The 26,985-nt window shown below is 70.8% G+C and carries 25 protein-coding genes; 15 read left to right on the forward strand and 10 right to left on the reverse strand.

Annotated elements, in window-relative coordinates:
- Positions 1–55: 55 nt before the first annotated feature.
- Genes JOM49_RS10225 through JOM49_RS10240 form a run of 4 tightly spaced genes read right to left on the reverse strand, consistent with a single transcriptional unit; the run spans position 56 to position 5,504 of the window.
- Positions 56–1,453: an amidase gene (locus JOM49_RS10225; RefSeq protein ID WP_209664067.1), complete on the reverse strand. Its 1,398-nt coding sequence runs from the start codon at positions 1,451–1,453 to the stop codon at positions 56–58.
- Positions 1,450–2,793 (reverse strand): carboxyl transferase domain-containing protein, encoded by a 1,344-nt coding sequence (locus JOM49_RS10230; RefSeq protein ID WP_209664068.1) that lies wholly within the window; start codon positions 2,791–2,793, stop codon positions 1,450–1,452. Before JOM49_RS10230 ends, JOM49_RS10225 begins: the two co-directional genes overlap by 4 nt.
- Positions 2,786–4,222, reverse strand: coding sequence for an acyl-CoA synthetase (locus JOM49_RS10235; protein ID WP_209664069.1), 1,437 nt, complete (start codon positions 4,220–4,222; stop codon positions 2,786–2,788). Before JOM49_RS10235 ends, JOM49_RS10230 begins: the two co-directional genes overlap by 8 nt.
- Positions 4,223–4,247: 25 nt before the next feature.
- Entirely contained in the window at positions 4,248–5,504 is a 1,257-nt protein-coding gene (locus JOM49_RS10240) for an SLC13 family permease (protein WP_209664070.1), read from the reverse strand.
- 705 nt (positions 5,505–6,209) lie between these two features.
- On the opposite strand from JOM49_RS10240, the gene JOM49_RS10245 reads away from it, so the two are divergent.
- On the forward strand, positions 6,210–6,920 hold the full coding sequence (locus JOM49_RS10245) for a FadR/GntR family transcriptional regulator (protein WP_245369282.1): 711 nt from the start codon (positions 6,210–6,212) through the stop codon (positions 6,918–6,920).
- 141 nt (positions 6,921–7,061) lie between these two features.
- Here the strand turns inward: JOM49_RS10245 and JOM49_RS10250 are convergent, their stop codons facing one another.
- On the reverse strand, positions 7,062–7,445 hold the full coding sequence (locus tag JOM49_RS10250) for a hypothetical protein (protein ID WP_209664071.1): 384 nt from the start codon (positions 7,443–7,445) through the stop codon (positions 7,062–7,064).
- Positions 7,446–7,577: 132 nt separating this feature from the next.
- Between JOM49_RS10250 and tsaB the strand changes: the two genes are divergently transcribed.
- The 3 genes from tsaB to tsaD are packed head-to-tail and all read left to right on the forward strand — an operon-like array spanning position 7,578 to position 9,753.
- A complete protein-coding gene (gene tsaB, locus JOM49_RS10255) occupies positions 7,578–8,228 on the forward strand; it encodes a tRNA (adenosine(37)-N6)-threonylcarbamoyltransferase complex dimerization subunit type 1 TsaB (RefSeq protein WP_209664072.1) in 651 nt (216 codons plus the stop codon).
- Positions 8,225–8,704, forward strand: a complete 480-nt coding sequence (gene rimI / locus JOM49_RS10260) for a ribosomal protein S18-alanine N-acetyltransferase (protein WP_209664073.1) — start codon at positions 8,225–8,227, stop codon at positions 8,702–8,704. Before tsaB ends, rimI begins: the two co-directional genes overlap by 4 nt.
- On the forward strand, positions 8,704–9,753 hold the full coding sequence (gene tsaD, locus JOM49_RS10265; RefSeq protein ID WP_209664074.1) for a tRNA (adenosine(37)-N6)-threonylcarbamoyltransferase complex transferase subunit TsaD: 1,050 nt from the start codon (positions 8,704–8,706) through the stop codon (positions 9,751–9,753). The genes rimI and tsaD overlap by 1 nt, the downstream gene beginning before the upstream one ends.
- A 20-nt stretch (positions 9,754–9,773) precedes the next feature.
- Here the strand turns inward: tsaD and JOM49_RS10270 are convergent, their stop codons facing one another.
- Both JOM49_RS10270 and JOM49_RS10275 read right to left on the reverse strand, forming a co-directional pair.
- Positions 9,774–11,660: an N-acetylmuramoyl-L-alanine amidase gene (locus tag JOM49_RS10270; protein WP_209664075.1), complete on the reverse strand. Its 1,887-nt coding sequence runs from the start codon at positions 11,658–11,660 to the stop codon at positions 9,774–9,776.
- Between the two features lie 92 nt (positions 11,661–11,752).
- On the reverse strand, positions 11,753–13,318 hold the full coding sequence (locus tag JOM49_RS10275; RefSeq protein ID WP_209664076.1) for an alkaline phosphatase D family protein: 1,566 nt from the start codon (positions 13,316–13,318) through the stop codon (positions 11,753–11,755).
- Positions 13,319–13,642: 324 nt separating this feature from the next.
- On the opposite strand from JOM49_RS10275, the gene groES reads away from it, so the two are divergent.
- Positions 13,643–13,936, forward strand: a complete 294-nt coding sequence (gene groES, locus JOM49_RS10280; protein ID WP_026360373.1) for a co-chaperone GroES — start codon at positions 13,643–13,645, stop codon at positions 13,934–13,936.
- 98 nt (positions 13,937–14,034) lie between these two features.
- Positions 14,035–15,651, forward strand: a complete 1,617-nt coding sequence (gene groL, locus JOM49_RS10285; RefSeq protein ID WP_209664077.1) for a chaperonin GroEL — start codon at positions 14,035–14,037, stop codon at positions 15,649–15,651.
- 107 nt (positions 15,652–15,758) lie between these two features.
- On the opposite strand, the gene JOM49_RS10290 is transcribed toward groL, so the two are convergent.
- Positions 15,759–16,499 carry an SDR family NAD(P)-dependent oxidoreductase gene (locus JOM49_RS10290; protein WP_209664078.1) on the reverse strand — a complete coding sequence of 247 codons (741 nt, stop codon included), beginning with the start codon at positions 16,497–16,499 and terminating at the stop codon, positions 15,759–15,761.
- A gap of 93 nt (positions 16,500–16,592) precedes the next feature.
- On the opposite strand from JOM49_RS10290, the gene JOM49_RS10295 reads away from it, so the two are divergent.
- Positions 16,593–17,204: a TetR/AcrR family transcriptional regulator gene (locus JOM49_RS10295; RefSeq protein WP_209664079.1), complete on the forward strand. Its 612-nt coding sequence runs from the start codon at positions 16,593–16,595 to the stop codon at positions 17,202–17,204.
- A 49-nt stretch (positions 17,205–17,253) separates the two neighbouring features.
- On the opposite strand, the gene JOM49_RS10300 is transcribed toward JOM49_RS10295, so the two are convergent.
- Positions 17,254–17,556, reverse strand: a complete 303-nt coding sequence (locus JOM49_RS10300; RefSeq protein ID WP_209664080.1) for a WhiB family transcriptional regulator — start codon at positions 17,554–17,556, stop codon at positions 17,254–17,256.
- Positions 17,557–17,860: 304 nt separating this feature from the next.
- Here JOM49_RS10300 and JOM49_RS10305 point away from each other — a divergent pair, with 304 nt between their 5' ends.
- From JOM49_RS10305 to JOM49_RS10325, 5 genes are all read left to right on the forward strand, one after another.
- On the forward strand, positions 17,861–18,793 hold the full coding sequence (locus JOM49_RS10305; RefSeq protein ID WP_209671032.1) for a MerR family transcriptional regulator: 933 nt from the start codon (positions 17,861–17,863) through the stop codon (positions 18,791–18,793).
- A gap of 4 nt (positions 18,794–18,797) precedes the next feature.
- Positions 18,798–19,721 (forward strand): hypothetical protein, encoded by a 924-nt coding sequence (locus JOM49_RS10310; RefSeq protein WP_209664081.1) that lies wholly within the window; start codon positions 18,798–18,800, stop codon positions 19,719–19,721.
- A gap of 162 nt (positions 19,722–19,883) precedes the next feature.
- Positions 19,884–20,480, forward strand: coding sequence for a response regulator transcription factor (locus tag JOM49_RS10315; RefSeq protein WP_003073605.1), 597 nt, complete (start codon positions 19,884–19,886; stop codon positions 20,478–20,480).
- Positions 20,481–20,793: 313 nt separating this feature from the next.
- Positions 20,794–21,366, forward strand: coding sequence for a sigma-70 family RNA polymerase sigma factor (locus JOM49_RS10320; RefSeq protein WP_209664082.1), 573 nt, complete (start codon positions 20,794–20,796; stop codon positions 21,364–21,366).
- On the forward strand, positions 21,367–22,290 hold the full coding sequence (locus JOM49_RS10325) for an anti-sigma-D factor RsdA (RefSeq protein WP_209664083.1): 924 nt from the start codon (positions 21,367–21,369) through the stop codon (positions 22,288–22,290).
- Positions 22,291–22,356: 66 nt separating this feature from the next.
- On the opposite strand, the gene JOM49_RS10330 is transcribed toward JOM49_RS10325, so the two are convergent.
- Positions 22,357–22,752: a DUF5319 domain-containing protein gene (locus JOM49_RS10330; protein WP_162788698.1), complete on the reverse strand. Its 396-nt coding sequence runs from the start codon at positions 22,750–22,752 to the stop codon at positions 22,357–22,359.
- 103 nt (positions 22,753–22,855) lie between these two features.
- Here JOM49_RS10330 and guaB point away from each other — a divergent pair, with 103 nt between their 5' ends.
- From guaB to JOM49_RS10345, 3 genes are all read left to right on the forward strand, one after another.
- On the forward strand, positions 22,856–24,361 hold the full coding sequence (gene guaB, locus JOM49_RS10335) for an IMP dehydrogenase (RefSeq protein ID WP_209664084.1): 1,506 nt from the start codon (positions 22,856–22,858) through the stop codon (positions 24,359–24,361).
- Between the two features lie 66 nt (positions 24,362–24,427).
- Entirely contained in the window at positions 24,428–25,750 is a 1,323-nt protein-coding gene (locus JOM49_RS10340) for a BNR-4 repeat-containing protein (protein WP_209664085.1), read from the forward strand.
- Positions 25,751–25,825: 75 nt separating this feature from the next.
- Positions 25,826–26,962 carry a GuaB3 family IMP dehydrogenase-related protein gene (locus JOM49_RS10345; RefSeq protein WP_209664086.1) on the forward strand — a complete coding sequence of 379 codons (1,137 nt, stop codon included), beginning with the start codon at positions 25,826–25,828 and terminating at the stop codon, positions 26,960–26,962.
- The last annotated feature ends 23 nt before the right edge of the window (positions 26,963–26,985 follow it).

A 26,985-nucleotide genomic window follows, 5' to 3' on the forward strand; every position in this document is an offset into this window, starting at 1 on the left:
CCTCCTCGCGGTCAGACGATGATCACCATCCTAAAAGGGCCCCCTGACCTGGGCATCATGCTTTTGCCCGCAAAAGCATCGAGCGGGATTCGTGGGCGGAGGCGAGTTGCAGGACGGGTAGGTCGGCGCGTGGCGGGCCGATGAGCTGGACGCCCATGGGCAGGCCGTCGGGGCTGAAGCCGGCTGGCATGCCCATGACCGGGACGCCCGCCAGCGACCAGGGCGCCACGGTTTCCATCCACCGGTGGTAGGTGTCCATGGTGCGCCCGCCCACGGTCGACGGCCACGGCACGTCCACCGAGAACGGGAACACCTGCGCGCTCGGCGCGAGGATGAAGTCGAAGTCCTCGAAGAACCGCAGCAGCGCCTCCAGCCATCGCGTGCGTTCCAGCGCGGCCGGGCCCAGGTCGGCCGCCGACAGCGCCAGCCCCTGCTCCAACTCCCACACCAACTCCGGCTTCAGTCGCGAACGCAGCGCGGGCGCGCGGTAGAGCGAGCCGAGGTTCGCCGCGACGTTCCACCCCCGCCAGGTCAGCACGGTCCGCCACACCCGGTCCATCGGGAAGTCCGGCACCGCGGGCACGACCTCGCAGCCCAGTTCCTCGAACGCGGCGAACGCGCCCCGGCAGACGTCCAGCACGCCCGGCTCCATCGCCAGGTACCCGTCGAAATCGCCGACCCACGCGATCCGCGTGCCGCTGAAGTCGCGTTCCGGCAGCGGCGGCACGAACACCGACGGGTCTTCGGTGATCGCCAGCGGCGCGCCCGGGTCCGGCCCGGCCTGCACCGACAGCAGCGCCGCGACGTCGGCCACCGTCCGGCCCATCGGCCCGGCCGTGTCCAGTTGCGCCACGAACGAGGTCGACGGCACCCGGCCCAGCGACGGCCGGAACCCGTAGGTGTTCGTGAACGCCGCCGGGTTGCGCAGCGAACCGAGGTAGTCACTGCCGTCGGCCACCGGCAGCATCCGCAGCGCGACCGCCGCCGCGGCACCCCCGCTGCTGCCGCCCGGCGTGCGTGAAAGGTCGTGCGGGTTCCGCGTCTGCCCGTAGACCGGGTTGTAGGTCTGCGAGCCGAGCCCGAACTCGGGCACGTTCGTCTTGCCGATCACGATCGCGCCCGCGTCCCGCATCCGCCGCACGAACAGGTCGTCGTGCTGGGCGATCTGGTCGGCGAAGATCGGCGAGCCGAAGGTCCACGGCAGCCCGGCCGCCGCCGACAGGTCCTTCACCGCCAGCGGGAACCCGTGCATCCAGCCGCGGTACGGCTCCCGGTCCCGCTCGGCGGCCTCCCGCATCAGTTCGTCGCGGTCCCGCAGCGCGACGATGGCGTTGACCCGCGGGTTGTGCTGCTCGATCTGGTCGAGGTAGGCCGCCATGACCTCGGTGCACGACACCTCGCGCCGCCGGATCCGCTCGGCCAGTTCCACCGCGTCGAGTTCGACCAGGCTCATGGGCTGTCCTCCACAGGGGGCGCGATGCCTTGCGCGACACCGAGTTCGACCACGTCCTGCGGGCGCAGGCGCAGCCGGTTCGCGGTTTCCGGCACTTCCGACGGGTCGCGTTTGAGGATTGACGCCGCGGCTTCCGGTGAGGTGACCGAGAAGTAGCTGTCCGGTGTCATCCACGTCCGGCCGGGTGCGGCGAACGCCAGTGCGCCACCGGATCCGCCTTCGCCGATCACCAGCGACGTGATCGGCACGCTCGCACCGGCCACCGCGAGGAACAACTCCGCGATCGCCGGACCGGCACCCGCTCGTTCGGCGGTGGCATCGTTCGCCGCGCCGAGAGTGTCCACAATAGTCAGGATGGGAATGCCCAGGCGATCGGCCAGTGAGACGAGTCTGGCGGCGGTGCGGAACCCGGACGGGAGGGTGGGCGTGCCCGCCTGCGCGGCATAGGCGATGGTTTCGCCGTTCCGCGTGCCGAATCCACAGAGGACTCCGGGATCACGGCCGCCGCACAGGTCGCCACTGATGTCCTGCCGGGATTCGAAGTAGTGATCCAAATAGGACTGTGCACGCGGGCGTTGGGCAGCTCGGGCGTGCTGAACGGCTTCCCAGCCGGTTTCCGGCAGGGTTTGCCTGCCGAGCGAGGGTGGGACGGGGACTTCGGCGGCGGGCGGCCCGGCGAGGAGGTGCAGCCAAGCGGAGAGTGTGGCGGGTAGGTCCTCGGGGATGATGACGGCGTCGATGTGGCCTGAGTCGTACTGGGATTCGGCGGTGTAGGCGTGCGCGTCACCGGGTGGGCGTACCCGCGAACCGGCGAAACCGACCTGTGCGCCCGAAAGTGCGAGGGTGATGTCCGCGCCCGCGCCCAAGGTCGCCCAGCCGCCGCCGGTCGCGGGATCGCGGAGTACGGCTATTTGCGGCAGTCCGGCGGCTCGCGTCAGCGCGATCTGCCGGGCGACCCGCTGGAGTTGGGACAGCGCCCGCATGCCTTCCTGCATGCGGCTGCCGCCGGTGGCGATCAGAAAAACCAGTGGTAGCCGCGATTCCCGTGCGCGGACGAAGGCCGCTTCGACCCGATCACCGGTCCGCCCGCCCATCGAACCGCCGAGGAAGCCGAACTCGAAAGCGATCAGGACCGCGTCGGTGTCCCCGATCCGGCCACGCCCGCACACCACGGATTCACTCTCGCCGGTGCGTTTCGCGGCGGCTTCGTGCGCATCGCCGTAACCCGGCCAGCCGATCGGACCGTCCACTTCGGAATAGTCCGTCGAGCCGGTGTCGAAATCGGCGAAGCCGGTGGCGAGCGTGCCGATCAGCGCACGGGCCGACAGCCGCTCAGGCACCGAGCGCTCGCTTCATCACCTTGCCCATATCGTTGCGCGGCAACGCTTCCACGTATCGGACCACGCGCGGACGCTTGTGCGGGGTGAGCAGTCGCGCCACGTGGTCGATCAGGTCCTGTTCCGCCGGTCGCGGGCCGTCCGGCACGATCCAGGCGACGACGCGTTCCCCGAGATCCGGATCGGGCTCACCGGTGACCGCGGCCTCGGCTACCCCGGCGTGCTCCAGCAACGCGTTCTCGATCTCACCGGCGCCGATCTTGTAGCCGCCGCTCTTGATCAGGTCGGTGGCCTTGCGCCCGACGATGCGGAGGTAGCCGTCGGCGTCGCGGGTGGCCATGTCGCCGGTGCGGAACCAGCCGTCGTCGAACACCTCCGCGGTCGCGTCCGGCCGGTTCAGGTACTCGGTGAACAAGTTCGGCCCGCGCACCTGAATTTCGCCGACGGTCTCGCCGTCGCTGGTCTCGATGGCCTGGCCGGCTTCGTCGACCAGCCGCACGTCCACGCCGCGCAGCGGCACCCCGACCGTGCCGGGCTTGCGTTCGCCGTCGGCGCGGACGCTGGTGTTCATCAGGGTTTCGGTCATGCCGTAGCGCTCGATCACCTGCTGGCCGGTGGCCGCGGTGATGCGCTGGTGGTCGTGCACCGGCAGCGCGGCCGAGCCGGAGATCAGCACTCGCGCGCCACGGAGTGCCGCCGCGAGAGCTTCGTCGTGCTCGAGTTCACCGGCGATGCGGTGGTACATCGTCGGCACGCCGAACATCATCGTGCCGGGGCCGAGCAGTTCCGCGGCGAGCGCGGAAGTGGAGAACTTGCCCAGGTGGATCACCGAACCACCGCGGCGCAACGGCCCGAGCATGCCGAGGATCAGCCCGTGCACGTGGAACAGCGGCAACCCGTGCACCAGCACGTCTTCCGCGGTCCACTGCCAGGCGTCCTCCAGGGTGTCCAAAGTGGACGAGATCGCGCGGCGCGGGAGCACGACGCCCTTCGGCGGCCCGGTGGTGCCCGAGGTGTAGACGATCATCGCCGGAGCCTCGTCGTCCGGCTCGGGTGGCAGCTCGACCTGCCCGCTGGTCAGCTCGATGTCCTTGCGCGGCAGGTCGCGCAGGCCTTCGGGCAGCTCGGCGCCCGGCTCGGCGAGCACCAGCGCCGGTGCGCTGTCGGTGACGATGTGCTGCAGTTCGCGCTCGCCGATCTTCGGGTTGACCGGCACCGCGGGCACCCCGGCCAGCAGCGCCGAGACCACCGCGACCGTGGTTTCCAGCGTGGCCGTGGCCCACACCGCCACGCGTGCCTGCCCGGGGAGTTCGCGCAGGCTGGTCGCCAGCGTGCCGGCGACGGTCGACAGCTCGGCGTAGCTGAGGGCACGGTCGCCGAACCGGACGGCTTCCTTGTCCGAAGCCTCTTCCAGGGCGGGGAACAAACGCACGCGGAACCTCCTCGGTTGTACTGGGTCAGCCCCAGCCGGGCACGATCAGGGCGAGCCACACGGCGGCCGGGACCACCACGACCATGATGCCGCCGTAGACCATCAGCTGCCGGAAGAACGTGTCGCGGTCGACGTTTTTGGCGTTGGCCAGCACCAGCGCGCCGTTGGTGGAGAACGGGCTGACGTCGACCACCGTGGCCGCCACCGCCAGCGCGGCGATCATCCCGATCGGCCCGACCGTGCCCTGGGCGAGGAACGGCACGGCCAGCGGGATCAACGCGCCCATGATGCCGACCGAGGACGCGAAGGCGGAGACGATCGCGCCGATGTAGCAGAGCAGCAGCGCCGCGAGCAGCGGCACGCCGACGCCGGTCACCGCGTTGCCCGCGTAGTCGATCGTGCCCATCTCCTGGAGGACGCCGACATAGGTGAGCACACCGCAGATGAGCAGCACGGTCGGCCAGGTGATCTCGCCGACGGCCTTGCGGCCGGTGTCCGGCCAGAACACGCTGAGCAGCACGGCGAGCGAGATCGCGGTGAGGCCGACGTCGAGGTCGAACACCAGCGCGCCGACGACCAGCGCGACCAGGCTGACCAGCACGGCGATCCGTGCGGGGTTCAGCTTCGGGATCTCTTCGGTCTCGTCTTCGGTCTCGGTCTCGGCGGTGATGCGGGTGCGGCCGAGCTTCAGCCCGCCGAGCACGACGAAGAGGATGGCCGCGATGACCAGGTTGACCGCCAGGCTGGCCAGGAAGAGCACGGTTTCGCTGCCCGCCAGGTTCTCGCGGCCGACGATGCTGTTCACCGTGGAGCCGTAGACGCTGATCGGGGAGAAGCCGCCGGCCTGGGCGCCGTGCACGACGAGGGCGCCCATGAGCAGGGGACTGATGCCGTAGCGGGAGGCGAACCCGAGCGCGATGGGCGCGACGATGGCGACCGCGGCTGGGCTGACCGCGCCGATCGCGGTGAGCACGGCGGTGACCGCGAACATCACCCAGGGAATCAGTGCCAGCCGCCCGCCGACCAGCCGGATCGACGCGTGGACCAGCCAGTCCGTGGTGCCGGTCGCCCTGGCGATGGCGAACAGGTAGGTGACGCCGACCAGCACCACGAACAGGTCGCCGGGGAAGCCGGCGAAGATGCCGTCGGCATCCATCCCGGCGACCAGCGTGCCGACGCCGAACGCCCCGGCGAAGGCCAGCACGCCCATGTTGATCGACCGGGTGGTGGCGACCACGAAGATCACCACGAGGACGAGGATCGAAATCAGCTCGGCGGACATCAGGGCTCCCGTCGTTGGTCGCCGCAGTGGCTGGATGGCTCAGTGGCTAGGTGGGTGAGTGGCCAGTCCACTTGGCCGGGCTTCGGTAGCCGACCGCTGGTGCCCTGGTGGACCGGATGGGGTTCGCGGCCGCGGGGCGCTGGACAGAGTGACTGGTTGGCCGAGTGGCTAGGTGGCTGAGTGGCTAGGTGGCTGAGTGGCTGGTCCACTTGACCACTTCGGGTGGCCGACTACTGGTGGCCCGTGAGCCGGTTGAATCTGCGATCCAGTGGCTTCGGTGGACTGGTTGACTCTCATGGCTGGCTGGCTGGCTGGCTGGCTGGCTGGCTGGTCAGGACGGCTGGCTGGCCTGGCCAGAACGGCTGGGTGGTGGGTGAAATATGTGGCCGGGTGCCCGGGTGGGGTTCGGCGGCTGGGTGGGCTTCGGTGGTCGTGGGGCTCCTGGGCCGGTGGGCTGGGCCGTTGACTTTCCGTCGCTTCCCCGCCCCGCCGCTTGGCCGTCCGGGATGAGTGGTTCAGTGGACTAGTGGTTCAGTGGCTAGTCCACTTTGCGGTGTGCTGGATCACTCTGTCAAGAGGTGTATTGGCTGAGTGGCTCAGCCCTTGGCCACTCAATCGGCTAGTCGCTGAGCCATTTCCGGGTGGGCTGTCGGTCACCGGCTGTTAGGCTCGGCAGTCCAGGCCGATCGCGATCCGGAGGAATGCATGGGGTCCGACGCACTGCGCCCGATGTCGCGGCCACGGCTGTACGAGCAGGTGGTCCAGCGCATCCGGGAGTACGTGGTGGAGTCCGGTCTCGGGGCGGGAGACAAGTTGCCTGCCGAGCGGGAGCTCGCCCAGCGGCTCGGCGTGAGCCGGGCGTCGGTCAAGCAGGCGATCGTGGTGCTCGACGTGCAGGGGCTCGTCGAGGTGCGGCACGGTGGGGGCACCTACCTGACCAGCACCAAGATGGACCTCGAACCGGTCGACGAGCTGGTGGAGCGGCGGCGAAGGCTGCCTGACGTGCTCGAAGCCCGCGAGGCCATGGAGACCAAGCTGGCCGAACTGGCTGCCGAGCGGCGTACCAAGGAGGACCTCGACGCGCTCGAGGACGCCCTGCGGTACATGACCGAGGAAATCGACAACGGTGGACAGGGCATCGAAGGCGACCGCCGGTTCCACGCCGCCGTCACCGCGGCTGCGCGCAACCCGATTCTCGCCGAGTTCATGACCTCGATCGCCGAGCAGATCGCCGAGAGCCGTACCGAGTCGCTGCACCAGCCCGGGCGGCCGAAGCGGTCGCTCGCCCAGCACCACCGCATCTTCAACGGCATCAGCCTCGGCGACCCCAAAGCCGCCGCGGCCGCGATGAAGCGGCACCTCCGCACGGTCGCGAAGGTGCGCCTCCTGTCGTGGGACCCGGACGAAGAGGAATAACCGGGTCGACGCGAACTTCTCCCAGCGGACCGTCTCGCCGAACGACTACGCGGAAGCCATGCGCAACGGCGACTGGGAACGGTCCCCGCTGCGGGTGATGGAGGTCGGCGCGCAGGTGGCCGTGCAGCGGGTGGACCGAGCTCAGCTGATGACGGTGAGTTCCTTGCTGCCCGCGTGCCCGCCGCCGCAGCGTTCGCTGACCTGGTAGATCCCCGGCATGGCGTCCGCGCGCACGGTCGCCGAGCCCCAGGACACCGCGGTCGTGCGCACGTCGAACACCGCGACCCCGCCGTTGCCGGTGTACGGGCCGTCCTGGCCGGTCGGCGCGAACGCGGCGGACCCGACGAAGTTCAGCCCGTCGACCCCGCAGCCGGCGACCACCCGCACCTGCTCGCCCGCGCGCACGATCTCCTTGTCGAGTTTGAGGAACGAGCCGGTCGGGGTCGCGCCGGCGGGGCCGGCGGCCGCCCCGGCCAGTGCGAGGGTCGCGGTGGAGACGAGCAGCGCGCGGCGCAGCGTGGACATGGGTTCCCTTTCGTTCGTGGTTGACCGGATCACCCGTACGTCGGTCAACTCTTCACTTGATCCAGACGCGTCCGGCCGGTGCGGGTTGCCTGCGCGCCACCACCGGTCGGGTGAGTCGTAGGCTGGGGAACCGTGTTAGTACTGGCCGTCGACACCTCCACGCCCGCGGTGACCGCCGGGGTCGTCCAACTCGAGCCCGATTCGCTCGCGACCGCCGCCGAGCGCGTGACGATCGACGCGCGCGCCCACGGCGAGCTGCTCACCCCGCACGTGCTCGACGCCGTGCAGGCGGCGGGCACCACCCTGCGTGACCTGGGCGCAATCGTTTGCGGTGCCGGGCCGGGGCCGTTCACCGGGCTGCGTGCCGGCATGGCCACCGCCGCGGCGCTCGGGCACAGCCTCGGCATCCCGGTGCACCCGGTGTGCAGCCTGGACGCGATCGCCGCGGAGGTCCCGCCCGGCGAGCCGTTCCTCGTGGTCACCGACGCGCGCCGCCGCGAGGTGTACTGGGCCGAGTACGACGCCGAAGGCAACCGCGTGGGTGAACCCGCCGTGCAGAGCCCCGCCGAACTCACGACCACGGCCAAGGCCGCGGCGGGGTCGTTCGCCGAGAAGACCGGCCTGCGCGTCCTGCAGCCGGAGTACCCGTCGCCGCTCGGCCTGGTCAAGGCCGCTCAGGAAGCGCTGCGGTCCGGCGCCGAGCCCGCGCCGATGACCCCGCTGTACCTGCGGCGCCCCGACGCGGTCGAGCCCGGCGCGCGCAAGCGGGTGACCACGCCGTGACCGTCGAACTCAGGCCGTTGCGCCGCGGTGACATCCGGCGCTGCGTGGAGATCGAGAAGGTGCTCTTCCCCGGCGACAGCCCGTGGAGCGCGCACGCCTTCCGGTCCGAACTGGACTCCGGCGCGTACTACCTCGGCGCCTACGAGGAACAGGAGTTGCTCGGCTACGCGGGGCTGGCCGTCGTCGGCCCCCGGGGTGACTACGAGGCGAGCCTGCACACCATCGGCGTCGCACCGGAACACCAGGGCAAGGGCATCGGCAAGGCGCTGCTGGAAGCCGTGCTGGACAAGGCCGACGAGCTGCGCGCGCCGGTACTGCTCGAAGTGCGCACGGACAACGAGGTGGCGCTCGCGATGTACGAGAAGCGCGGGTTCACCAAGCTGGGCATCCGCAAGCGGTACTACCAGCCGTCCGGTGCGGACGCTTACACGATGGTGCGGCCGCCGCTCGGCGCGGTCGCGGAGGAGGCCGGCTGATGGGCGCCCGGATCATCATGGGCATCGAGAGTTCGTGCGACGAGACCGGCGTCGGGCTGGTCCGGCTGCACGACGACGGCACCGTGGAACTGCTCGCCGACGCCGTCGCGTCCAGTGTGGACCAGCACGCCCGCTTCGGCGGGGTGGTGCCGGAGGTGGCCAGCCGCGCGCACCTGGAGGCGATGGTGCCGACCACCGAGCGCGCCTTCGCCGACGCCGGGCTGCGCATGTCCGATGTGGACGCCATCGCGGTGACCGCCGGGCCGGGGCTGGCCGGCGCGCTGCTGGTCGGCGTGGCCGCGGCGAAGGCCTATTCGGCCGCGCTGGACGTGCCGCTCTACGGCGTCAACCACCTCGCCGGGCACATCGCGGTGGACACCCTGCAGCACGGGCCGTTGCCCAAGCCGTGCCTGGCGCTGCTGGTTTCCGGCGGGCACACGCAGTTGCTGCGGGTGGACGACGTGGCGAGCACCATCGTCGAACTTGGGTCCACTGTGGACGACGCGGCCGGGGAGGCCTACGACAAGGTGGCCAGGGTGCTCGGCCTGCCGTACCCGGGTGGTCCGCCGATCGACAAGGCCGCCAAGGCCGGGAACCCCGCGGCGATCGCCTTTCCCCGCGGCATGACCGGTCCGCGTGACGCGAAGTACGACTTTTCCTTCTCCGGCTTGAAGACCGCGGTCGCGCGCTGGGTGGAAGGCGCCGAGCGGCGGGGTGAGGAGATCCCGGTCGACGACGTGGCGGCTTCGTTCCAGGAGGCGGTGGCGGACGTGCTCACCGCGAAGGCGATCCGGGCGGCGAAGGACGCCGGGATCGGCACGATCGTCATTTCCGGTGGTGTGGCGGCGAATTCACGCCTGTCCTCGCTCGCTCAGGAGCGGTGCGACAAGGCGGGCATCGAACTCAGGGTGCCGCGGCCCCGGCTGTGCACGGACAACGGCGCGATGATCGCCGCGCTCGGCGCGCACGTGGTGGCGGCGGGCGCGAAGCCGTCCTCTTGGGACTTCGCGGCCAATCCGGCACTGCCGGTGGGGACCGTCTCGGTCTGAGCCGGTCCCCACCGCGGCCGCTAGTTGGGTGCCCAGGAGGGCAGGATCCGGACGTCGTCCGCCTTCACGTAGGCGATCCGGTGCCCGAACTGCACCTGGACGAACTTCGTTTCACCACGCACCACCTGGTGGTCCGAGGTGTCGAAGTTGACCGCGTAGTAGTACTCGGAATCCGTGGTCAGCCCCAGCGTGTACCGCTGCCCGGCGGGCATCGTGTACGGCAGCGGGATGAAGTCGCGCGGCGTGATGTGCTCGGGGTACGCCGCCGCCTCCGGGTAGGCACCGCCCCAGATCTGCACCGACTGCACGCCCGGCTTCGGCGTGACCACCTTGCCCTGCGCCGGTTTCGCGGTCTTCGCCCCGGCCGGGTTGTGGAACCAGCCCTTCTGCCCGAGGTACCACACGGCGGTCCAGTCGCCCCGGACCTCGGCCACCGCGTACTGCTGCCCGCTGTCCACGCGACTGCCCACATCGGACACGTGCATGGTGGACTGCCCGGTCTGCGGGTGCAGGCCGATGTCCTTGAGCAGCGGGGCGTCCGCCCGCGGTTCCGTGCGCAGGATGACCGAAGTGGACCCGCGTGCCGGGCACAGCGGCACGTTCTTCTCGCAGAACTCGAAGGCGGGCTTGTTCGTGGCGAAGTCCGGCGCGATGGTCACCATGCCGGTGTTCGGCCGCCAGTCGCCCGACCCCGTGTCGTCCCGGCCGAGCGGCGCGCCGAGCAGGTCGAAGTAGTGCGTCCAGTCCCAGTAGGGGCCCGGGTCCCAGTGCATGTCGGGGATCCGGATCGGCGACAGGCCCGGCACGTTGTCGTGGCCGATGATGTGGTCGCGGTCCAGCGGGATGTCGTACTTGTCCGAGAGGTAGCGCACCAGCTTCGCCGAGGTGCGGTACATCGCCTCGGTGTACCAGGTGCCCTTCGCCGCGAAGCCCTCGTGCTCCAGGCCGATCGACTTCGCGTTGACGTACCAGTTCCCGGCGTGCCAGGCGACGTCCTTGGTGGGCACGTGCTGGGCGATGTGGCCGTCGGCGGAACGCAGCGAGTAGTGCCAGCTCACGTAGGTCGGGTCCTGCACCATGTCCAGGACGTTGGTCCAGTAGCCCTCGGTGTCGTGGATGACGATGTAGTCGATCTTCTGGCTGTTCGGCCGGTCGGCCTTGTCGTGGTTGCCGTAGCCGTCCGGGATCTCCTGGTACGGCGCCGGGATCCACTCGCAGGAGATCCCTTGTGGACACTCGATCGGCCCGGCCGCGGCGGGCACGCCCTTCGGCGCGGCGGTCGGCGTCGGCGCGAGGCTGACGCGCTGGCCGTCGTCGGTGACCCGCTCGACGCCGGTGGCGATGGTGCTGAACACCTCGTCGGCGAACGCGGTGGCCGCGGACTGCTCCTCGCTGCCGCTGTACTTGGCGACCGCCTGGTACCAGTCGCCGGTTTCACGGTGGTAGGACGCCAGCAGCGCGGCGCCACCGCGGATGTTCTGCGCCGGATCGGTGCGCAGCGTCGCGGTGTCCACCCCGGTCAGCTCGGCCGCGGTGTCCAGCGACTGCAGGGAGTCCGGCGGTGGGACGGGCGGCCCCGCCTCCGGGTGCAGCGGCGGCCGCGAGTCGTCGCCGCGCGGGTCCTCGCCGCCCTCGTCGTGGTGGGTGCCGACGCCCGCGGTCCGCAGGTCGGTGAGGTGCATCGGGCCGTAACCCGCCGAGGTGCTCGGCGTGCCCGCGTTGGTGTCCCAGCGGGACTCGAGGAACGAGACGCCGAGCAGCACGTCCTGCGGCACCCCGAATTCGGCCGCCGCCGCGGCGAAGTCCCGCTGTCGTTGCTGATCGGCCGGTGCCGCCTGGGCGGCGGGCACGGAGATCGCGCCCGCCGCCAGTAGCAACACCGCCAGTCGTGCTGGTGTGCGCCGCATGTACCGCCCCCAGTGCTCGGTTGGTCATCGTGAGTGGTTGTGAGGACCTACCTAACACCGCCCGGACCTCGCCAGGAAGGGGCTGTTCGGGCTCAGGCCGGATTGAGCGCCGGGACGCGGTCCTCGACCACGAAGGAGGCCGCGGTGCTGACCGGCGCGTCCGGCTTGGTCACGTACGGCAGCACGCGGTAGTCGGCGCGCAGTTCGTCCGCGGTGAACCTGGTGCGGATGTAGCCGCGGCGGTTGCGGTGGAACTTCACGTGCGGGTTCTCGTCGAGCACGGCCTGGTTCGGGTTGTCGTCGCCGTCGCGGCCGCTGGTGACCGAGGTGGTGACGAGTTCGACGCCGACGCCCTTCGAGTCCGGCTGCCCGTAGGTTTCCTTGATCTCCGCGGCCCAGTGGCGGTGCACGTCCCCGGTGAGGACGACGCCGTTGCGCACGGCCGAGTGCCCCATCGCGGTGGCGATGCGGTCGCGGTTGACCTTGTAGCCGTCCCAGGCGTCCATGTTGTAGCCCTCGGCGGCGCCGGGGGTGAGGTCGATCTGGGCGAAGAACACCTGCTGGCCGAGCACGTCCCAGCGGGCGCGGGAGGCGTTGAACCCGTCGACGATCCACTTCTCCTGCTCGTCGCCGGTGATCGACCGGGTCGGGGTCAGGCGCTCGGCGCAGTTGGCCTTCACGCCGTCGCCGCAGGCCTGGTTGTCGCGGTACTGGCGGGTGTCGAGCATGTGGAAGGTGGCCAGGTCGCCCCAGGCCAGGCGGCGGTAGAGGCGCATGTCGACGCCGTTGGGGCGGGCGGTGCGGCGCAGCGGCATGTTCTCGTAGTAGGCCTGGAAGGCGGCTTTGCGGCGGGTCAGGAACGCGGCGCCGGGGGTCTGGGAGGAGTCCTCGGGAACCTCGTCGGCCCAGTTGTTCTCGGTCTCGTGGTCGTCCCAGACCACCAGCCAGGGCGCGGTCGCGTGGGCGAGCTGCAGGTCGGGGTCGGTTTTGTACTGGGCGTGGCGGAGGCGGTAGTCGGCCAGCCGGATGGTTTCCGGGCCGAGCACCTTGCGGACCTCGTTGGCGCCGGCGGCGTATTCGTACTGGTAGTCGCCGAGGTGCAGGATCAGGCCGGGTTCGTCCTGGGCGAGGTGGCGGTAGGCGGTGAAGTAGCCCTGGCCGTAGTGCGAGCAGGAGGCGAAGCACATGGTCAGGTCGCTCATCTGGCCCGGCGCGGGTGCGGTGCGGGTGCGGCCGACCGGGGAGATTTCGGAGCCGGTGCGGAAGCGGTAGAAGTACTCGGTGCCGGGGGCCAGGCCGTCGGCCTCGACGTGCACGCTGTGCGCGGATTCCGGGCTGGCCCAGGTCCGGCCGTGGCGGACGAGGTCGGTGAACTTCTCGTCCTTGGCGATCTGCCACTCGACGACCTGACCGCGCGCGGGCATGCCGCCCAGACCGTCCTCGGCGACCGGGTCGCGGGCGAGGCGGGTCCAGAGCACGACGCTGTCCGCGTAGGGGTCGCCGGACGCGACGCCGAGGTTGAACACCGCGCCGGGCGCGGCGGCAAGGCCCGCGCCGGGGGCGGCGGTCGCGCGGGCGAGCCCGGAAGCGCCGAGCGCGGCCAGGCCGAGCGCGCCGGCGCCGCCGAGCAGGACGGAACGCCGGGAGGGGGTGCTCATCGACACGAGGACTCCTCAACAAGGTGGTGGGGACCGGCTGTCGCCCTCGATCGCACTGGCCCGGTGCGGAACGGGACAACCGTCCGGGGTGACCACCCGGTGAATTCCTTTCACGTACCTGGGGAACAAAGGCGCCCGTGGGTGCCGTTGCACGGGGAGGTGGGTGAGGTCAAGGGGACCCTCCTTGCGCGACTAGCACTCACGTGGCTAGAGTGCTAATTGCACGGCACCGCACACGCCCCGGCACCCGCGACGGCGGGGGTGGTAGGAGTCGTAAACCTGAAACCTGCCAACGCTTTCTTTCGACCCGTGGAGGTCAACCCGGTGAGCGTGAACATCAAACCGCTCGAGGACAAGATCGTTGTCCAGACGAGTGAGGCCGAGGAGACGACGGCCTCCGGTCTGGTCATCCCCGACACCGCTAAGGAAAAGCCCCAGGAGGGCAAGGTTCTGGCCGTGGGCCCGGGCCGGATCGACGACAAGGGCAACCGCGTCCCGGTGGACGTCAAGGAAGGCGACGTCGTCATCTACTCCAAGTACGGCGGCACCGAGGTCAAGTACAACGGTGAGGACTACCTGATCCTTTCCGCTCGCGACGTGCTGGCCGTCATCAACTGACGACCGCTGCGCAGCGCATGACGCCCCGGGGCCCCGTTAGACCGGGGAGCCGGGGCGTCCTTGTGTTCTAACCACTCGAAAGGTAAGCGGAAAACGCTATGCCCAAGCAGATCACCTTCGACGAGGACGCTCGTCGCGCGCTGGAGCGCGGAGTGAACAAGCTCGCCGACGCGGTCAAGGTCACCCTCGGCCCGCGCGGCCGGCACGTCGTACTGGACAAGAAGTTCGGCGGCCCCACCATCACCCTCGACGGGGTCACCGTCGCCCGCGAGATCGAGCTGGACGACCCGTTCGAGAACCTGGGTGCCCAGCTGGCCAAGAACGTGGCCACCAAGACCAACGACGTCGCCGGTGACGGCACCACCACGGCCACCGTGCTGGCGCAGTCCCTGGTGAAGGTCGGCCTCCGCAACGTGGCCGCCGGCGCCAACCCGACCGCGCTCGGCCGCGGCATCGAGGCCGCCGCGGACAAGGTCGTCGAGGTCCTCAAGGCCAAGGCGACCCCGGTCAAGGGCCGCGACAACATCGCCCAGGTCGGCACCGTGACCTCGCGCGACGCCAACATCGGCGCCCTGCTCGGCGAGGCCGTGGAGCGCGTCGGCGAAGACGGCGTGATCACCATCGAGGAGTCCTCGACGCTGGCCACCGAGCTGGTGATCACCGAAGGCGTGCAGTTCGACAAGGGTTTCCTGTCGGCGCACTTCGCCACCAACCCCGAGGAGCAGCGCGCGATCCTCGAGGACGCCTACATCCTCATCCACCGCGAGAAGATCTCCGCGCTGGCGGAGCTGCTCCCGGTGCTGGAGAAGGTCGTCGAGGCCAAGAAGCCGCTGCTGATCATCGCCGAGGACGTCGACGGCGAGGCGCTGTCCACCCTGGTGGTCAACTCGCTGCGCAAGACCATCACCGCGGTCGCGGTGAAGGCGCCGTTCTTCGGTGACCGCCGCAAGGCCTTCCTGGACGACCTCGCCACCGTCACCGGTGCTGAGGTCATCTCGGCCGAGGTGGGCCTGAAGCTGTCCGAGGCCGACCTGAGCGCGCTGGGCAAGGCCCGCCGCGTCGAGGTCACCAAGGACTACACCACCATCGTCGACGGCGCGGGCACCAAGGCCGACCTCGACGCGCGGACCGCGCAGATCCGCAAGGAGATCGAGACCACCGACTCCGACTGGGACCGCGAGAAGCTGCAGGAGCGGCTCGCGAAGCTCGGCGGCGGTGTCGCGGTGATCAAGGTCGGCGCGGCCACCGAGACCGAGCTGAACGAGCGCAAGCACCGCATCGAGGACGCGGTCGCGTCCACGAAGGCGGCCGTCGAGGAGGGCATCCTGCCCGGCGGTGGCTCGGCGCTGGTGCACGCGGTCAAGGAGCTGGAAGGCGAACTCGGCCTGACCGGTGACGAGGCGACCGGCGTCCGCATCGTGCGCGACGCGCTCACCGCGCCGCTGCACTGGATCGCCACGAACGCCGGCTACGAGGGCGCGGTCATCGTGTCCAAGGTCAAGGAGCAGAGCTGGGGCCAGGGCTTCAACGCGGCCACCGGTGAGCTGACCGACCTGCTCGCGGCCGGCATCGTCGACCCGGTCAAGGTCACCCGGTCCGCGGTGGCCAACGCCGCCTCGATCGCCCGGCTGGTCCTCACCACGGAAAGCGCCGTGGTCGAGAAGCCCGCCGACGACGAGGGCGACGGCGGCCACGGTCACGGCCACTCGCACTAGGCACACCCGCAGTACCCCGGAGGGGCGGCATCCCACGCGGATGCCGCCCCTTCTTTATGTCCGCTTTGCCCGGTCATGCTTTAGCGGGCTAAAGCTGAACGCCCTGGTCAGGCGTTGGTTCCGGAGTCGATGGTGACGGCGGAGCCGGTGAGGAAGCGGCCCGCGTCGCCGGCCAGGTGGGCCACGGTGGCGGCGATGTCCCCGGCCTTCATGTACTCCCCGAAGGCCGACAGCGCGCGCTGCGCGTCGGAGTGGTCGCCGTCCACCGGGTTCATGTCGGTGTCCGTCGAGCCCGGCTGCAGCAGCACCGCCGCGATGCCCCGCGGCCCCAGGTCCCGCGCGAGCCCCCGGTTCAGTCCCAGCAGCGCGGACTTGCTCGCCGAGTACAGGCTCAGCCCCGGCCACGGCACCCGCTCCGCCAGGTTGCTGCCGATGGTCAGGACCCGGCCGCCCTCGCCCATGTGCCGCACGGCCGCCTGCGTGGCGACGAACACCGCCCGCACGTGGATGGCGAAGGTGCGGTCGATGTCCTCCACGGTGATTTCCTCGATCGTCCCGGTCGGGAAGATGCCCGCGTTGTTCACCAGGATGTCCAGCCCGCCCAGCGCCTCGGCGGCCTGGTCGACGGCGGTGGCGACGGCGGCCGGGTCGGCGCTGTCGGCCTGGATGGCCAGGCTCTTGCGCCCCAGGCCTTCGATCGCCGTGGCCACCGACGCGGCCTTGTCCGGCGCGCTCGTGTAGGTCAGCGCCACGTTCGCGCCCTCGGCAGCCAGCCGGGTGGCGATCGCCGCCCCGATGCCCCGGCTGCCCCCGGTGACCAGCGCCGACTTGCCGTCCAGTGTGCTCATGCCCACTCCTAATCTGTATCGGTCGATACATAAAAGCGGTGCGTACGATGGGGCGTCAAGGGATTTTGTATTGGTTGTTACAGAAGGTGGGCCATGTCACCTCGGGGCCGTCCGCGCGCGTTCGACCGGGAGGCCGCGCTGCGTGAAGCCATGTACGTCTTCTGGCGGCGTGGCTACGAGGGCGCCTCGATCGGCGACCTGACCGGCGCCATGGGCATCAACCCGCCCAGCCTGTACGCGGCCTTCGGCTGCAAGGAGGCGCTGTTCCGGGAGGCCGTCGAGCTGTACGGCCGCACCCACGGCGGGCTGACCGGCAAGGCGCTGGCCGAGGAGCCGACGGCCCGCGCGTCGATCGAGCGCATGCTGCGGGACAACGCGCGCGGCTTCACCTCACCCGACCTGCCGACCGGCTGCATGGTGGTGCACGCGGCGACCAACTTCGCCGTGGCCAACCAGGGCGTGCACGACTTCCTGGTGGAGCAGCGCCGCGGCAACCACGGGTCCATCCTGGACCGGATCCGCCGTGGACAGTCCGAAGGCGACCTCCCCGTCGAGGCGGACGCCGACGCGATGGCGCTGTTCTACGAAACCGTCCTCTATGGACTGTCCGTGCAGGCGCGCGACGGGGTGACCGGAGACAGCCTCAAGTCCGTGGTGGACTCGGCGATGCTCGCCTGGGACACCTTCGCGCGCGGCCGGAAATGACGAAGGCGCCTCCCCCCGGCGGGGGAAGCGCCTTCGCCGGACCGTCTCTTCAGGACCCCGACAAGCTCAGCGAACGCTTGCCCGCCTTGAGGATGTTCTCGCGTTCGGACTCCGAGAGCCCGCCCCAGATGCCGTAGGGCTCGTGCACCGCCAGTGCGTGCCTGCGGCACATCTCCAGCACCGGGCAGGCCTGGCAGATGGCTTTCGCCCTGGCTTCTCGTCTCGCCCTGGCCGGGCCTCGTTCCCCGTCGGGGTGGAAGAAGGAACCGCTGTCCATCCCCCGGCACGACCCCTCGAGTTGCCAGTCCCACACATCGGCGTTGGGGCCGGGGAGCCTGCGCGTGTCTGCCATCGTGACCGCCTCCGCTGTCCGGGTTTCGCCGCCGGAATCCGCAGTTCCTACAACGCTCGCTACTCCATTCGGTGCAACGGGCGTAACGTTAGAAGCGCGCCAATACTTGTTCAAGCGATCGGGCCTGATTCAGCCTTTAGGCATCCCCCGGAGGTGTGAGCGGGCCGGAAGTCCCGGCTTGCCACCCCTCTGACCGGCCGGAATATTGGACGGAGTGGGATCAGCGGGAGACTCAGGTCACGCGGCGGGCCAACCGGGGGAGCCCGCCGCGGGTGAGCCCGATCCCGGAGAACCCAGCTTGCCGGTGGCGTCGGTCGCGCGGCGGCTCGGCGTCGCCCCCGCCACGCTCCGGACCTGGGACCGGCGCTACGGCCTCGGCCCCAGCCACCACGTCGGCGGGCGGCACCGCCGCTACGGGCCGTCGGACATCGGCCGCCTCGAACTGATGCAGCAGGCGCTGCTGCGCGGCACGTCCACCGCGGAGGCGGCGCGTTACGCGCTCGAGCGCATGCCGAAGTCGCCCGAACCGCCGCCGCAGGCCACGGTCCTGTCGTCACCGGAGCACTACGCGCCGATCCTGTGCGCGGAAGCCGAGGAACCGGACCCGGGGCGGTCGCGGCTGGCGCGGCGGCTGAGCACGGCGGCGCTCGCGCTCGACTCCCGCGCGGTGCAGCGGACGCTCGCCGAGGTGATCGGCCAGTCGGGCGTGCTCTCGGCGTGGGCGGGCGTGATCCAGCCGGTGCTCGCCGCGCTCGGCGACCGGTGGCGGGGCAGCGGCACGTCGGCCGGCGCGGAGGTCGAGTACCTGCTCTCCGACGCCGTGCTCGCCGCGCTGATCCGCGCCACCCCGGTGCTCGACGAGCCGCGCAACCACCGGCCCGTGCTGCTCTCGTGCGTGCCGGAGGAGCGGGACGGGCTGGCGCTGTACGCGCTCGCGGCCGAGCTGGCCTGCCGGGGCGTCGGCACCCAGCTGTTCGCCACGCCGTTGCCCGCGGAAGTGCTCGCGGTCGCCGTCCGGCGTGGGGCGCCCGCGGCCGTGGTGCTGTGGTCGCGGCGATCCGGGGCGGCCGACCCGCGGCTGTTCTCGCGGGTCACGCGTGGGCGCCAGCGGAGCCGCCTGTTCGCCTGCGGGCCCGGCTGGGACGCGGCGGGCCTGCCGCCGAAGGTGGAGCTGCTCGGCGACCTGACCGCCGCCGTCGACCGCGTCGAGTACGTCCTGCTCGGTTCGCGAGACTGACCGGGTGGAAGAACTCCTGAGACAGGCCGCTTTCGGCGACGACCCCGCGGCCGGTCGGCTTTTGCGGGCAAAAGCAGCCGGGGGGTCCGGGCGGGTGCGGTTGCTGGCCGGGATCGTGGCCGGAGCCGAGGGACGGTACGCCGCAGCGGCGACGTTGTTCCAGCAGCTCAGGGGCGGTACCGACCGGGTTGTGGCGGCGCACGCGGCGGCGGCGTTCGCCGCCCACCGGCGGCAGCTGGGCGGGCACGCGGCCGCGCTGACTTTCGACGGTCTGGCAGTGGCCTATGCCACTGCCGAACTCGGAAAGTCCGCCGCCGTGGACCCGGACGGGCTGGACGCCGCCGGCGCACTGGCCGACGGCCTCCTCGGACTGGCCGCCGACAACCTGGGCCTGGGAAGACTCCGGACTGCCAGGCTTCTGCGGGAAAAGGCAGTGCGGAACGCTCCGTTGAGGGTGGCGGCGGGTGGCGGGCGGGATAAAGCATTAACGGGCATTTCGGGCATGGGGGAGGGGGGCTGGCGGGCTCGGGTTCGTGCGGGCTGGGTGGGCGCGGAGATCGAGTTGGCCGCCGGGAACGCCGCCGCGGCGGTCGCGCCGGCTCGGGAAGCGGCCGCGCTGGCCGAGCAGCGTGGGGCGGTCCGGCACGGGATCAAGTCGGATCTGGTGCTCGGCGCCGCCCTCGCCGCCGCCGGGGCTTCCGCTGACCGGGAGAAAGCACTCGATCTGGTCCGAAACGCCCGGTTGGCGGCAGAAAAATATGAACTTCGCTCACTTATCTGGCCTGCCGCCCTCATTTCCGCGGATTTGCTTCCCGCGAATGGCGAACTGTATCGATCCAGAGCGGATACAGTGTTGCACGCAGTGTTACTGCGCGCAGACCCTGGAGGGAGACGGCTTGCACGGGAATCACCCTGGGTGCCGGTGTAGCCCCGGAGTAGGCGGGAACGGCTCCGATGGCTCGACGGCGCACAGGCATACCGACATCCGGGCTAGCGACTTTCAAAAAAAGCCACCGGATCGTGTCAAGGTGGGGCCTAAAGCGTCCGATAGGGGATATGGAATGTCACCCGGCTGCAGGAAGGAAACCCCGTGACGACGGTCTTGATCTGCGACGACCGACGCAGTGTCCGCGAAGGGCTAACTCGCGTGATGTCTGCTGTTCCAGGGGTCAGTCGCATCGACTGCGTAGCGCACGGTGACGAGTTGCTGGCCAGGTACTCCCGGCAGCCGGTGGACGTCGTGCTCGTCGGTACCCAGCGCGCGGTGCCGACCGGGGTGGAGGCCACCCGACGGCTCGTCTCCGCGAACCCCCAGGCGAACGTCATCGTGTTCGGCGCCCCCGACGACGCCGGCAGCATCGCCGCCGCCATCGCCGGTGGTGCCCGCGGCTACCTCCGCTGGGACGCGTCCCGGCCGGAACTCGTCGCCGCACTGGCCCACACCCTCGCCAGCACCTCGGTGCCCGCGCCACGGCAGCCATCGGACCCCGGTGTCCAGCTGACCGAGCGCGAGTTGCAGGTGCTGCGCGGGATGAGCCAGGGCAAGAGCAACGGCCAGATCGGCCGTGAGCTCTATCTGTCCGAGGACACCGTGAAAACCCACGCTCGCCGGCTGTTCCGCAAGCTCGGCGTGCGCGACCGCGCGCAGGCCGTCGCCCACGGCTTCCGCCGCGGCCTGGTGTCCTGACCCGCACGGATCGCCGCTCTCCCCACCCCACCGGTCGCCAGCTGTCCGGCTTCCTCCTTCCACTCAGTGGAGGACGCCGGACATTTCGTGCTCACGTGTAACACCACCGCGCCCTCCTTCGTTATAAGTTGTTGAAAATTGAAGGACCGGCGGCGGTGCGGTCCGGCTCGCCCGCGAGGCGCGCCGAAGAAGACCGTGAGCAAGCGCCAGCGATGCCGGACGGTACGGTGGGTGTCACCGGCGTGAGGGATGTCGAATGCCGCACGCCGGGCTCTTTGCACGCCTAGACGTAACACCGGGACTGTTGTCTGCGATGGCCAATGTGGGGGATGGACTGGACGAGCCAGTCGCCGCCGCTGTCGAGGGAGACCCCCAGGCAGTAGGGCGGCTGCTGGCCGCTATCCGTCCCCTTGTGGTGCGGTACTGCCGCGCCCGAGTCGGTAGGCAGGAACGTTCGTTCGCATCGGCGGACGATGTCGCGCAGGAGGTGTGTCTCGCGGTGCTCACGGCATTGCCCTCGTACCGTGATCAGGGGCGCCCCTTCCTGGCGTTCGTGTACGGGATCGCCCAGCACAAGGTGGCCGACGCGCACCGCGCGGCGGCTCGCAACCGCGCCGAGCCGGTGGCCGAGGTCCCCGACGAGGTCGAAGGCGGCGTCGGTCCCGAGCAGCGTGCCCTCCAGGGCGAGCTGAACCAGCGCATGGCTCAGTTGCTGCAGGTCCTGCCCGACAAACAACGTGAGATCGTCGTCCTGCGCGTGGTCGTGGGGCTCTCGGCCGAGGAGACCGCCGACGCGGTGGGCTCCACGCCGGGTGCGGTCCGCGTGGCCCAGCACCGCGCGCTCGCGCGGCTCCGCAAGGTACTGGCCGCTGAGGAGGTGGTCTGAGTGACCGAACGCGAAGGTCGGCGCGAGTTCGACGGCACGGCGGGCGATGAGCCCGGCACCCTGCCCGAGCTACCCGATCTGTCCGCCGTGCAGGCGGACGACGCGTTGCTCGACGCACTGGGCGGATCCGATCCCCAGGTCGCCGACGCACTCGGAGACCAGGAACTGAACGCGCTGCTGCTCGCGTGGCGGCGTGACATCGACAGCCAGCCCATTCCCGAGTTGATCGACACCGACGCCGCGGTGGTCACCGTCAAGACGGCCGCGCTGGCGCACAAACACGGCAACCGCGGGCGCAAGCGGCGCCTGCTGGTCCCGGTGGCCGCGGCCGCCGCCGTGCTCACCATCGCCTTCACCGGCACCGGGCTCGCCGCGCGCGACGCCCAGCCCGGCGACACGCTGTGGGGCCTGACCAAGGTGCTCTACGCCGATCACGCCCGCTCGATCGAGGCCGCCGCCCAGGTGCGCAGCGAGCTGAACGCGGCGGACATCGCGATCAGCGAGGGCAGGCTGGACGACGCCCGCAAGGCGCTCGACGACGCGCAGGCCGCACTGCGGCAGGTGTCCGTCGAGGACAACCTCGACCAGCTGATGGCCCAGCACCGCCAGCTCAGCGCCCGCCTGGACAACCCGGTGACCGACGCGCCGAACAACCCGGGCACCACCGCGCCGGGCACGTCGCAGACGGGTACTTCGCCGACCGGGACCCCGCCGCTGGAGAACCAGCCGCTCCCGCCGACGGACATCCCGACCACGGTGCTGCCGCCGGACCACACCGCGCCGACCAGCAACCCGCCCGAGCCGTCCACCCCGCCGACCTCCACCTCGGAGATCAGCTCGGGCAGCGGTTCGGAACCGAACACCGGCACCGGTGGCAAGCAGGGCAACTCCGTCGAGGGCGAGGCCCCCGCGGGCACGCCCTGACCGCGAGCACAAAAGACACGAAAGAGGCCCCCGGCGCGAGCCGGGGGCCTCTTTCGCTTGGCTGGATCAGTAGGCGCTTTCGGTGGTCGTGACCCCGTCGGCGAACCCGCGGCAGTAGTCCCAGCTGACGTAGTCGGCCGGGTTCGGGTCGAACGCGGGCTCGTGCGGGCGCATGCGCCCGTCGTTGAGCAGCTGTTCGAGGCTGGCCCGGAGCAACTGCCAGTCGTGGTAGTGGGGCTGGTCGCATTCGCCGCAGTCCACGACGATGCCCCGCACGCCGCGAGGGGCGAGCAGGGCTTGGTACACGGCCAGATCGGACAGGTCGGCGAGCAGTTCGGTGCGCTCGTCGGCGGTGATCGGCTCGGTCACGTCGTCATCGAGCCCGGCGACCTCCCTGGCGGGATCGTCCGGGTCGTCGGCGAACGGGTCTGGGGGCAACACGTCGTGCGGCACGCGCTGCACGGTACCGGGCGGGCCCCGGGTCGCGTCCAGATACCATCGTTTCCAGCGCGCCGAGTCGCTTCTGCCCACCCCTCACCCGCGCCAGGAAGGCCAACAGCCAGCCATGACCGAGCACCCCGCCACCTTCCCGACCAAGTTCGCCATGCTCGGGCTGACCTTCGACGACGTGTTGCTGCTGCCCGCCGAGTCCGACGTGGTGCCCAGTTCGGTCGACACCACCACCCGGCTGTCCCGCAACGTCAACCTGCGCGTCCCGCTGGTCTCCGCCGCGATGGACACCGTCACCGAGGCCAGGATGGCCATCGCGATGGCCCGCCAGGGCGGCATGGGCGTCCTGCAGCGCAACCTTCCGATCGACGAGCAGGCCACCGCGGTGGAGGTGGTCAAGCGGTCCGAAGCCGGCATGGTCACCGACCCGGTGACCTGCTCCCCGGAGGACACCCTGGCCGAGGTGGACGCCCTGTGCGCCCGCTACCGCATCTCCGGGGTGCCGGTGACCGACGCCGCGGGCACCCTGGTGGGCATCATCACCAACCGCGACATGCGCTTCGAGGTCGACCACACGCGCCCGGTCAGCGAGGTGATGACCCGCACGCCGCTGGTCACCGCGCAGGTCGGCGTGACCGCCGACGCCGCGCTGGGCCTGCTGCGCCGCCACAAGATCGAGAAGCTGCCCATCGTGGACGGCGCCGGCAAGCTGCGCGGGCTGATCACGGTGAAGGACTTCGTCAAGACCGAGCAGTTCCCGAACGCCACCAAGGACACCGACGGCAGGCTGATCGTCGGCGCGGCGGTCGGCGTCGGCGCCGACGGGCACCAGCGCGCGATGGCGCTGGCCGACGCGGGCGTGGACGTGCTGATGGTGGACACCGCGCACGGGCACTCGCGGGCCGTGGTCGACACGGTGGCGCTGCTGAAGAAGGAACTCGGCGACACCGTCGACGTGGTCGGCGGCAACGTGGCCACCCGGGCCGGGGCGCAGGCGCTGGTCGAAGCGGGCGCGGACGGCGTGAAGGTGGGCGTGGGCCCCGGCTCGATCTGCACCACGCGCGTGGTCGCCGGCGTCGGTGTGCCGCAGATCTCGGCGATCTACGAAGCCGACCAGGCCTGCCGCCCGGCGGGCGTGCCGGTGATCGGCGACGGCGGCATCCAGTACTCCGGTGACATCGTCAAGGCGCTGGCCACCGGGGCCTCCACGGTCATGCTGGGCAGCCTGCTGGCCGGGACCGCCGAGGCCCCCGGCGACCTGATCCTGGTCAACGGCAAGCAGTTCAAGACCTACCGCGGCATGGGTTCGCTGGGCGCGATGCAGTCGCGTGGCGCGGCGAAGTCGTACTCCAAGGACCGCTACGCCCAGGACGACGTGCTCTCCGAGGACAAGCTGGTGCCCGAGGGCATCGAGGGGCGCATCCCGTTCCGCGGCCCGCTGTCCACCGTGGTGCACCAGCTGGTCGGCGGCCTGCGCTCCGGCATGGGGTACGCGGGTGCGCGCACCATCGCCGAACTGCAGGAGGCGCAGCTGGTGCGGATCACCGCGGCCGGGCTGAAGGAGAGCCACCCGCACGACGTCACGATGACCGTCGAGGCGCCGAACTACACCACGCGCTAGCGCCGGCACCGGATTCGGTGTCAGGATGGGGTGCCCGCCGCCTGGGACGTTCCAGGAGGCATGTTCATGCGGCGGCTGCTCCCCATCCTGCTGATCCCCGCGCTGCTGGCCCTCGCGCCGCCCGCGCAGGCGGATCCGGTGTTCTCGGTGATGACCCCGGCGGAAACCGTCGCGTCGCGGACGGACCGGCGCCCGCTGGCCGGTGGCGTCCACGACCCGGCTGCCGGGGTGACCTTCATCTCGTGGTCCGGGGTGAACGCGGACACCTACGTCCAGGCCTACGACCACGCGAGCGGCGGCTGGACCCCGCCGAAGCTGGTCGCCGGTGGCGAGGCCGATCCGCACAACTACCCGACCATGGTGCTCGCCGACGACGGGCACCTGCTGATCTTCCGCGGCATGCACAACAGCCGGACCGTGCTCAGCCGGGCGCCGGGCGCGCATTCGCTCGAGGGTGACTGGACGCACACCGAACTGCCCGAGGGCGACGCGGCGAGCTACCCGATGCCGGTGAAGACCGCGCGCGGCACGCTGGTGCTGTTCTACCGCGAGACCACCCGTGAGCTCGATCCCGGCGCGCCGACCGACTTCCGCCCGATGAAGTACCTGATCTCGCGGGACAACGGCCGGACGTGGAAGAACTCGGTGCAGCTGACCGGCAAGGAGTTCGCCTTCGGCTCGAAGGGCCGCGCGGACCATATGGACGAGGTCTACGTCGGACAGATGCGGTACGAACCGGGTTCGCTCGGCAGGCCGGAGCGCGTCCACATCGTCTACACGCTGGCGGGTGGCGGCCCGGACCAGCACCTGCACGACTACTACCACCGCAACATCTACTACGCGTGGTTCAACCCGGCCAGCCTGCGGTTCCACGCCGCGGACGGCCGTGACCTCGGCACCCAGGTCGACGACGCCGAGCAGGAGCAGTACCTCAAGGTCGCCGACACCCCGCTGGAACGGCCGGCCGGGCTCAAGTCCCCGGACTACATCCAGCAGGTCGGTTTCGGCGCCGACGGCAAGCCGTTCGTGCTGTGGTTCCAGTTCGGCCGGACCGGCGACCCGCTCGACCACGTGGCCAGGTGGACCGGCTCGGCGTGGGAGACCCGGCAGGTCGCGAATGGACTGCGGACCCGGGAAATCGAACCCGCCGGGCGGGGGAGCTGGCGGGTCTACGCCACGCGTGACGGCAAGCCGGACATCGAGACCTACCTGCTGTCCGGACTGGACTGGCGGCCCGAAGCGGTGATCCCCACACCGAAGCCGGTGCAGCGGGTGGAGGTGATCACGAATTTCCGCGATCCGGCGCGGATCCTGGCCACCGGGGCGTCGAGCGCGCGGGAGGTGAGCGTGGCCGACGGCGACATCTACGTGGTGGGTACGCCGAACTGACGCCCCCCGCGTGCCGTCGCCGAGCCCGCTCGACACAATGTGCGCTGGAACATCGTGTTCGAGAAGGGACGTCACGTGCGGGATCTGGTCGAGATCGGAATGGGCCGTACCGCTCGGCGGGCGTACGACCTCGACGACATCGAGATCGTGCCCTCCCGGCGCACTCGGTCGTCCAAGGTGGTTTCCACCTCCTGGAAGATCGACGCCTACCAGTTCGACCTGCCGCTGGTGACGCACCCGACGGACGCGATCGTCTCGCCGGGCACCGCGGTCGCGGTCGGTGAGCTGGGCGGGCTCGGGGTGCTCAACGCCGAAGGGCTGTGGGCGCGCCAGCCGGACGTCGAAGAGGCGATGTTCCGGATCGTGCGGGCGGCTGAGGAGGGCGACGGCGACCCGACCGCGCTCAGCCGCGTGCTGCAGGAACTGCACGCCGCGCCGATCCGGCTCGACCTGATCTCCGAGGCGATCCGGACGGTGCGCGAGGCGGGGGTGACGGTGGCCGCGCGGGTGAGCCCGCAGCACGCCGCCGAGCTGACCCCGGACCTGCTCGCCGCCGGCGTGGAGATCCTGGTGGTGCAGGGCACGATCGTCTCCGCCGAGCACGTGGTGCGCGACGGCGACCCGCTGAACCTCAAGCAGTTCATCGCCGACCTGGACGTGCCGGTGATCGCCGGTGGCGTCGGCGACTACCGGACCGCGATGCACCTGATGCGCACCGGCGCGGCGGGCGTGATCGTCGGGCACGGCGCCACTCCGGGCGTGACCAGCACCGACCGGGTGCTCGGCATCGGCGTGCCGATGGCCACCGCGATCATCGACGCCGCGGCGGCGCGGCGCGACTACCTCGACGAGACCGGCGGCCGGTACGTGCACGTGCTCGCCGACGGCGGCATCAACGTCTCCGGGGACATCGCCAAGGCGATCGCCTGCGGCGCGGACGCGGTCATGCTCGGCGCGCCGCTGGCGGCCGCGTCCGAAGCGCCTGGTCAGGGCCTCTACTGGACGGCCGCGGCGGCGCACCCGTCGCTGCCGCGTTCGCGCGTGGCGGCCGGTCCGGACTACGCCGTGGACCTCAAGACCCTGCTGTTCGGGCCGTCCTCGGACGCCGAGGGCGTGGTCAACCTGTTCGGCGCGCTGCGGCGGGCGCTGGCGAAGACGGGCTACTCCGACCTGAAGGAGTTCCAGAAGGTCGGCCTGACCATCCGGAACTAACCCGCCGGTAACTTACTGGTAGT

This window comes from Amycolatopsis magusensis, assembly GCF_017875555.1.
Taxonomy (GTDB): domain Bacteria; phylum Actinomycetota; class Actinomycetes; order Mycobacteriales; family Pseudonocardiaceae; genus Amycolatopsis; species Amycolatopsis magusensis.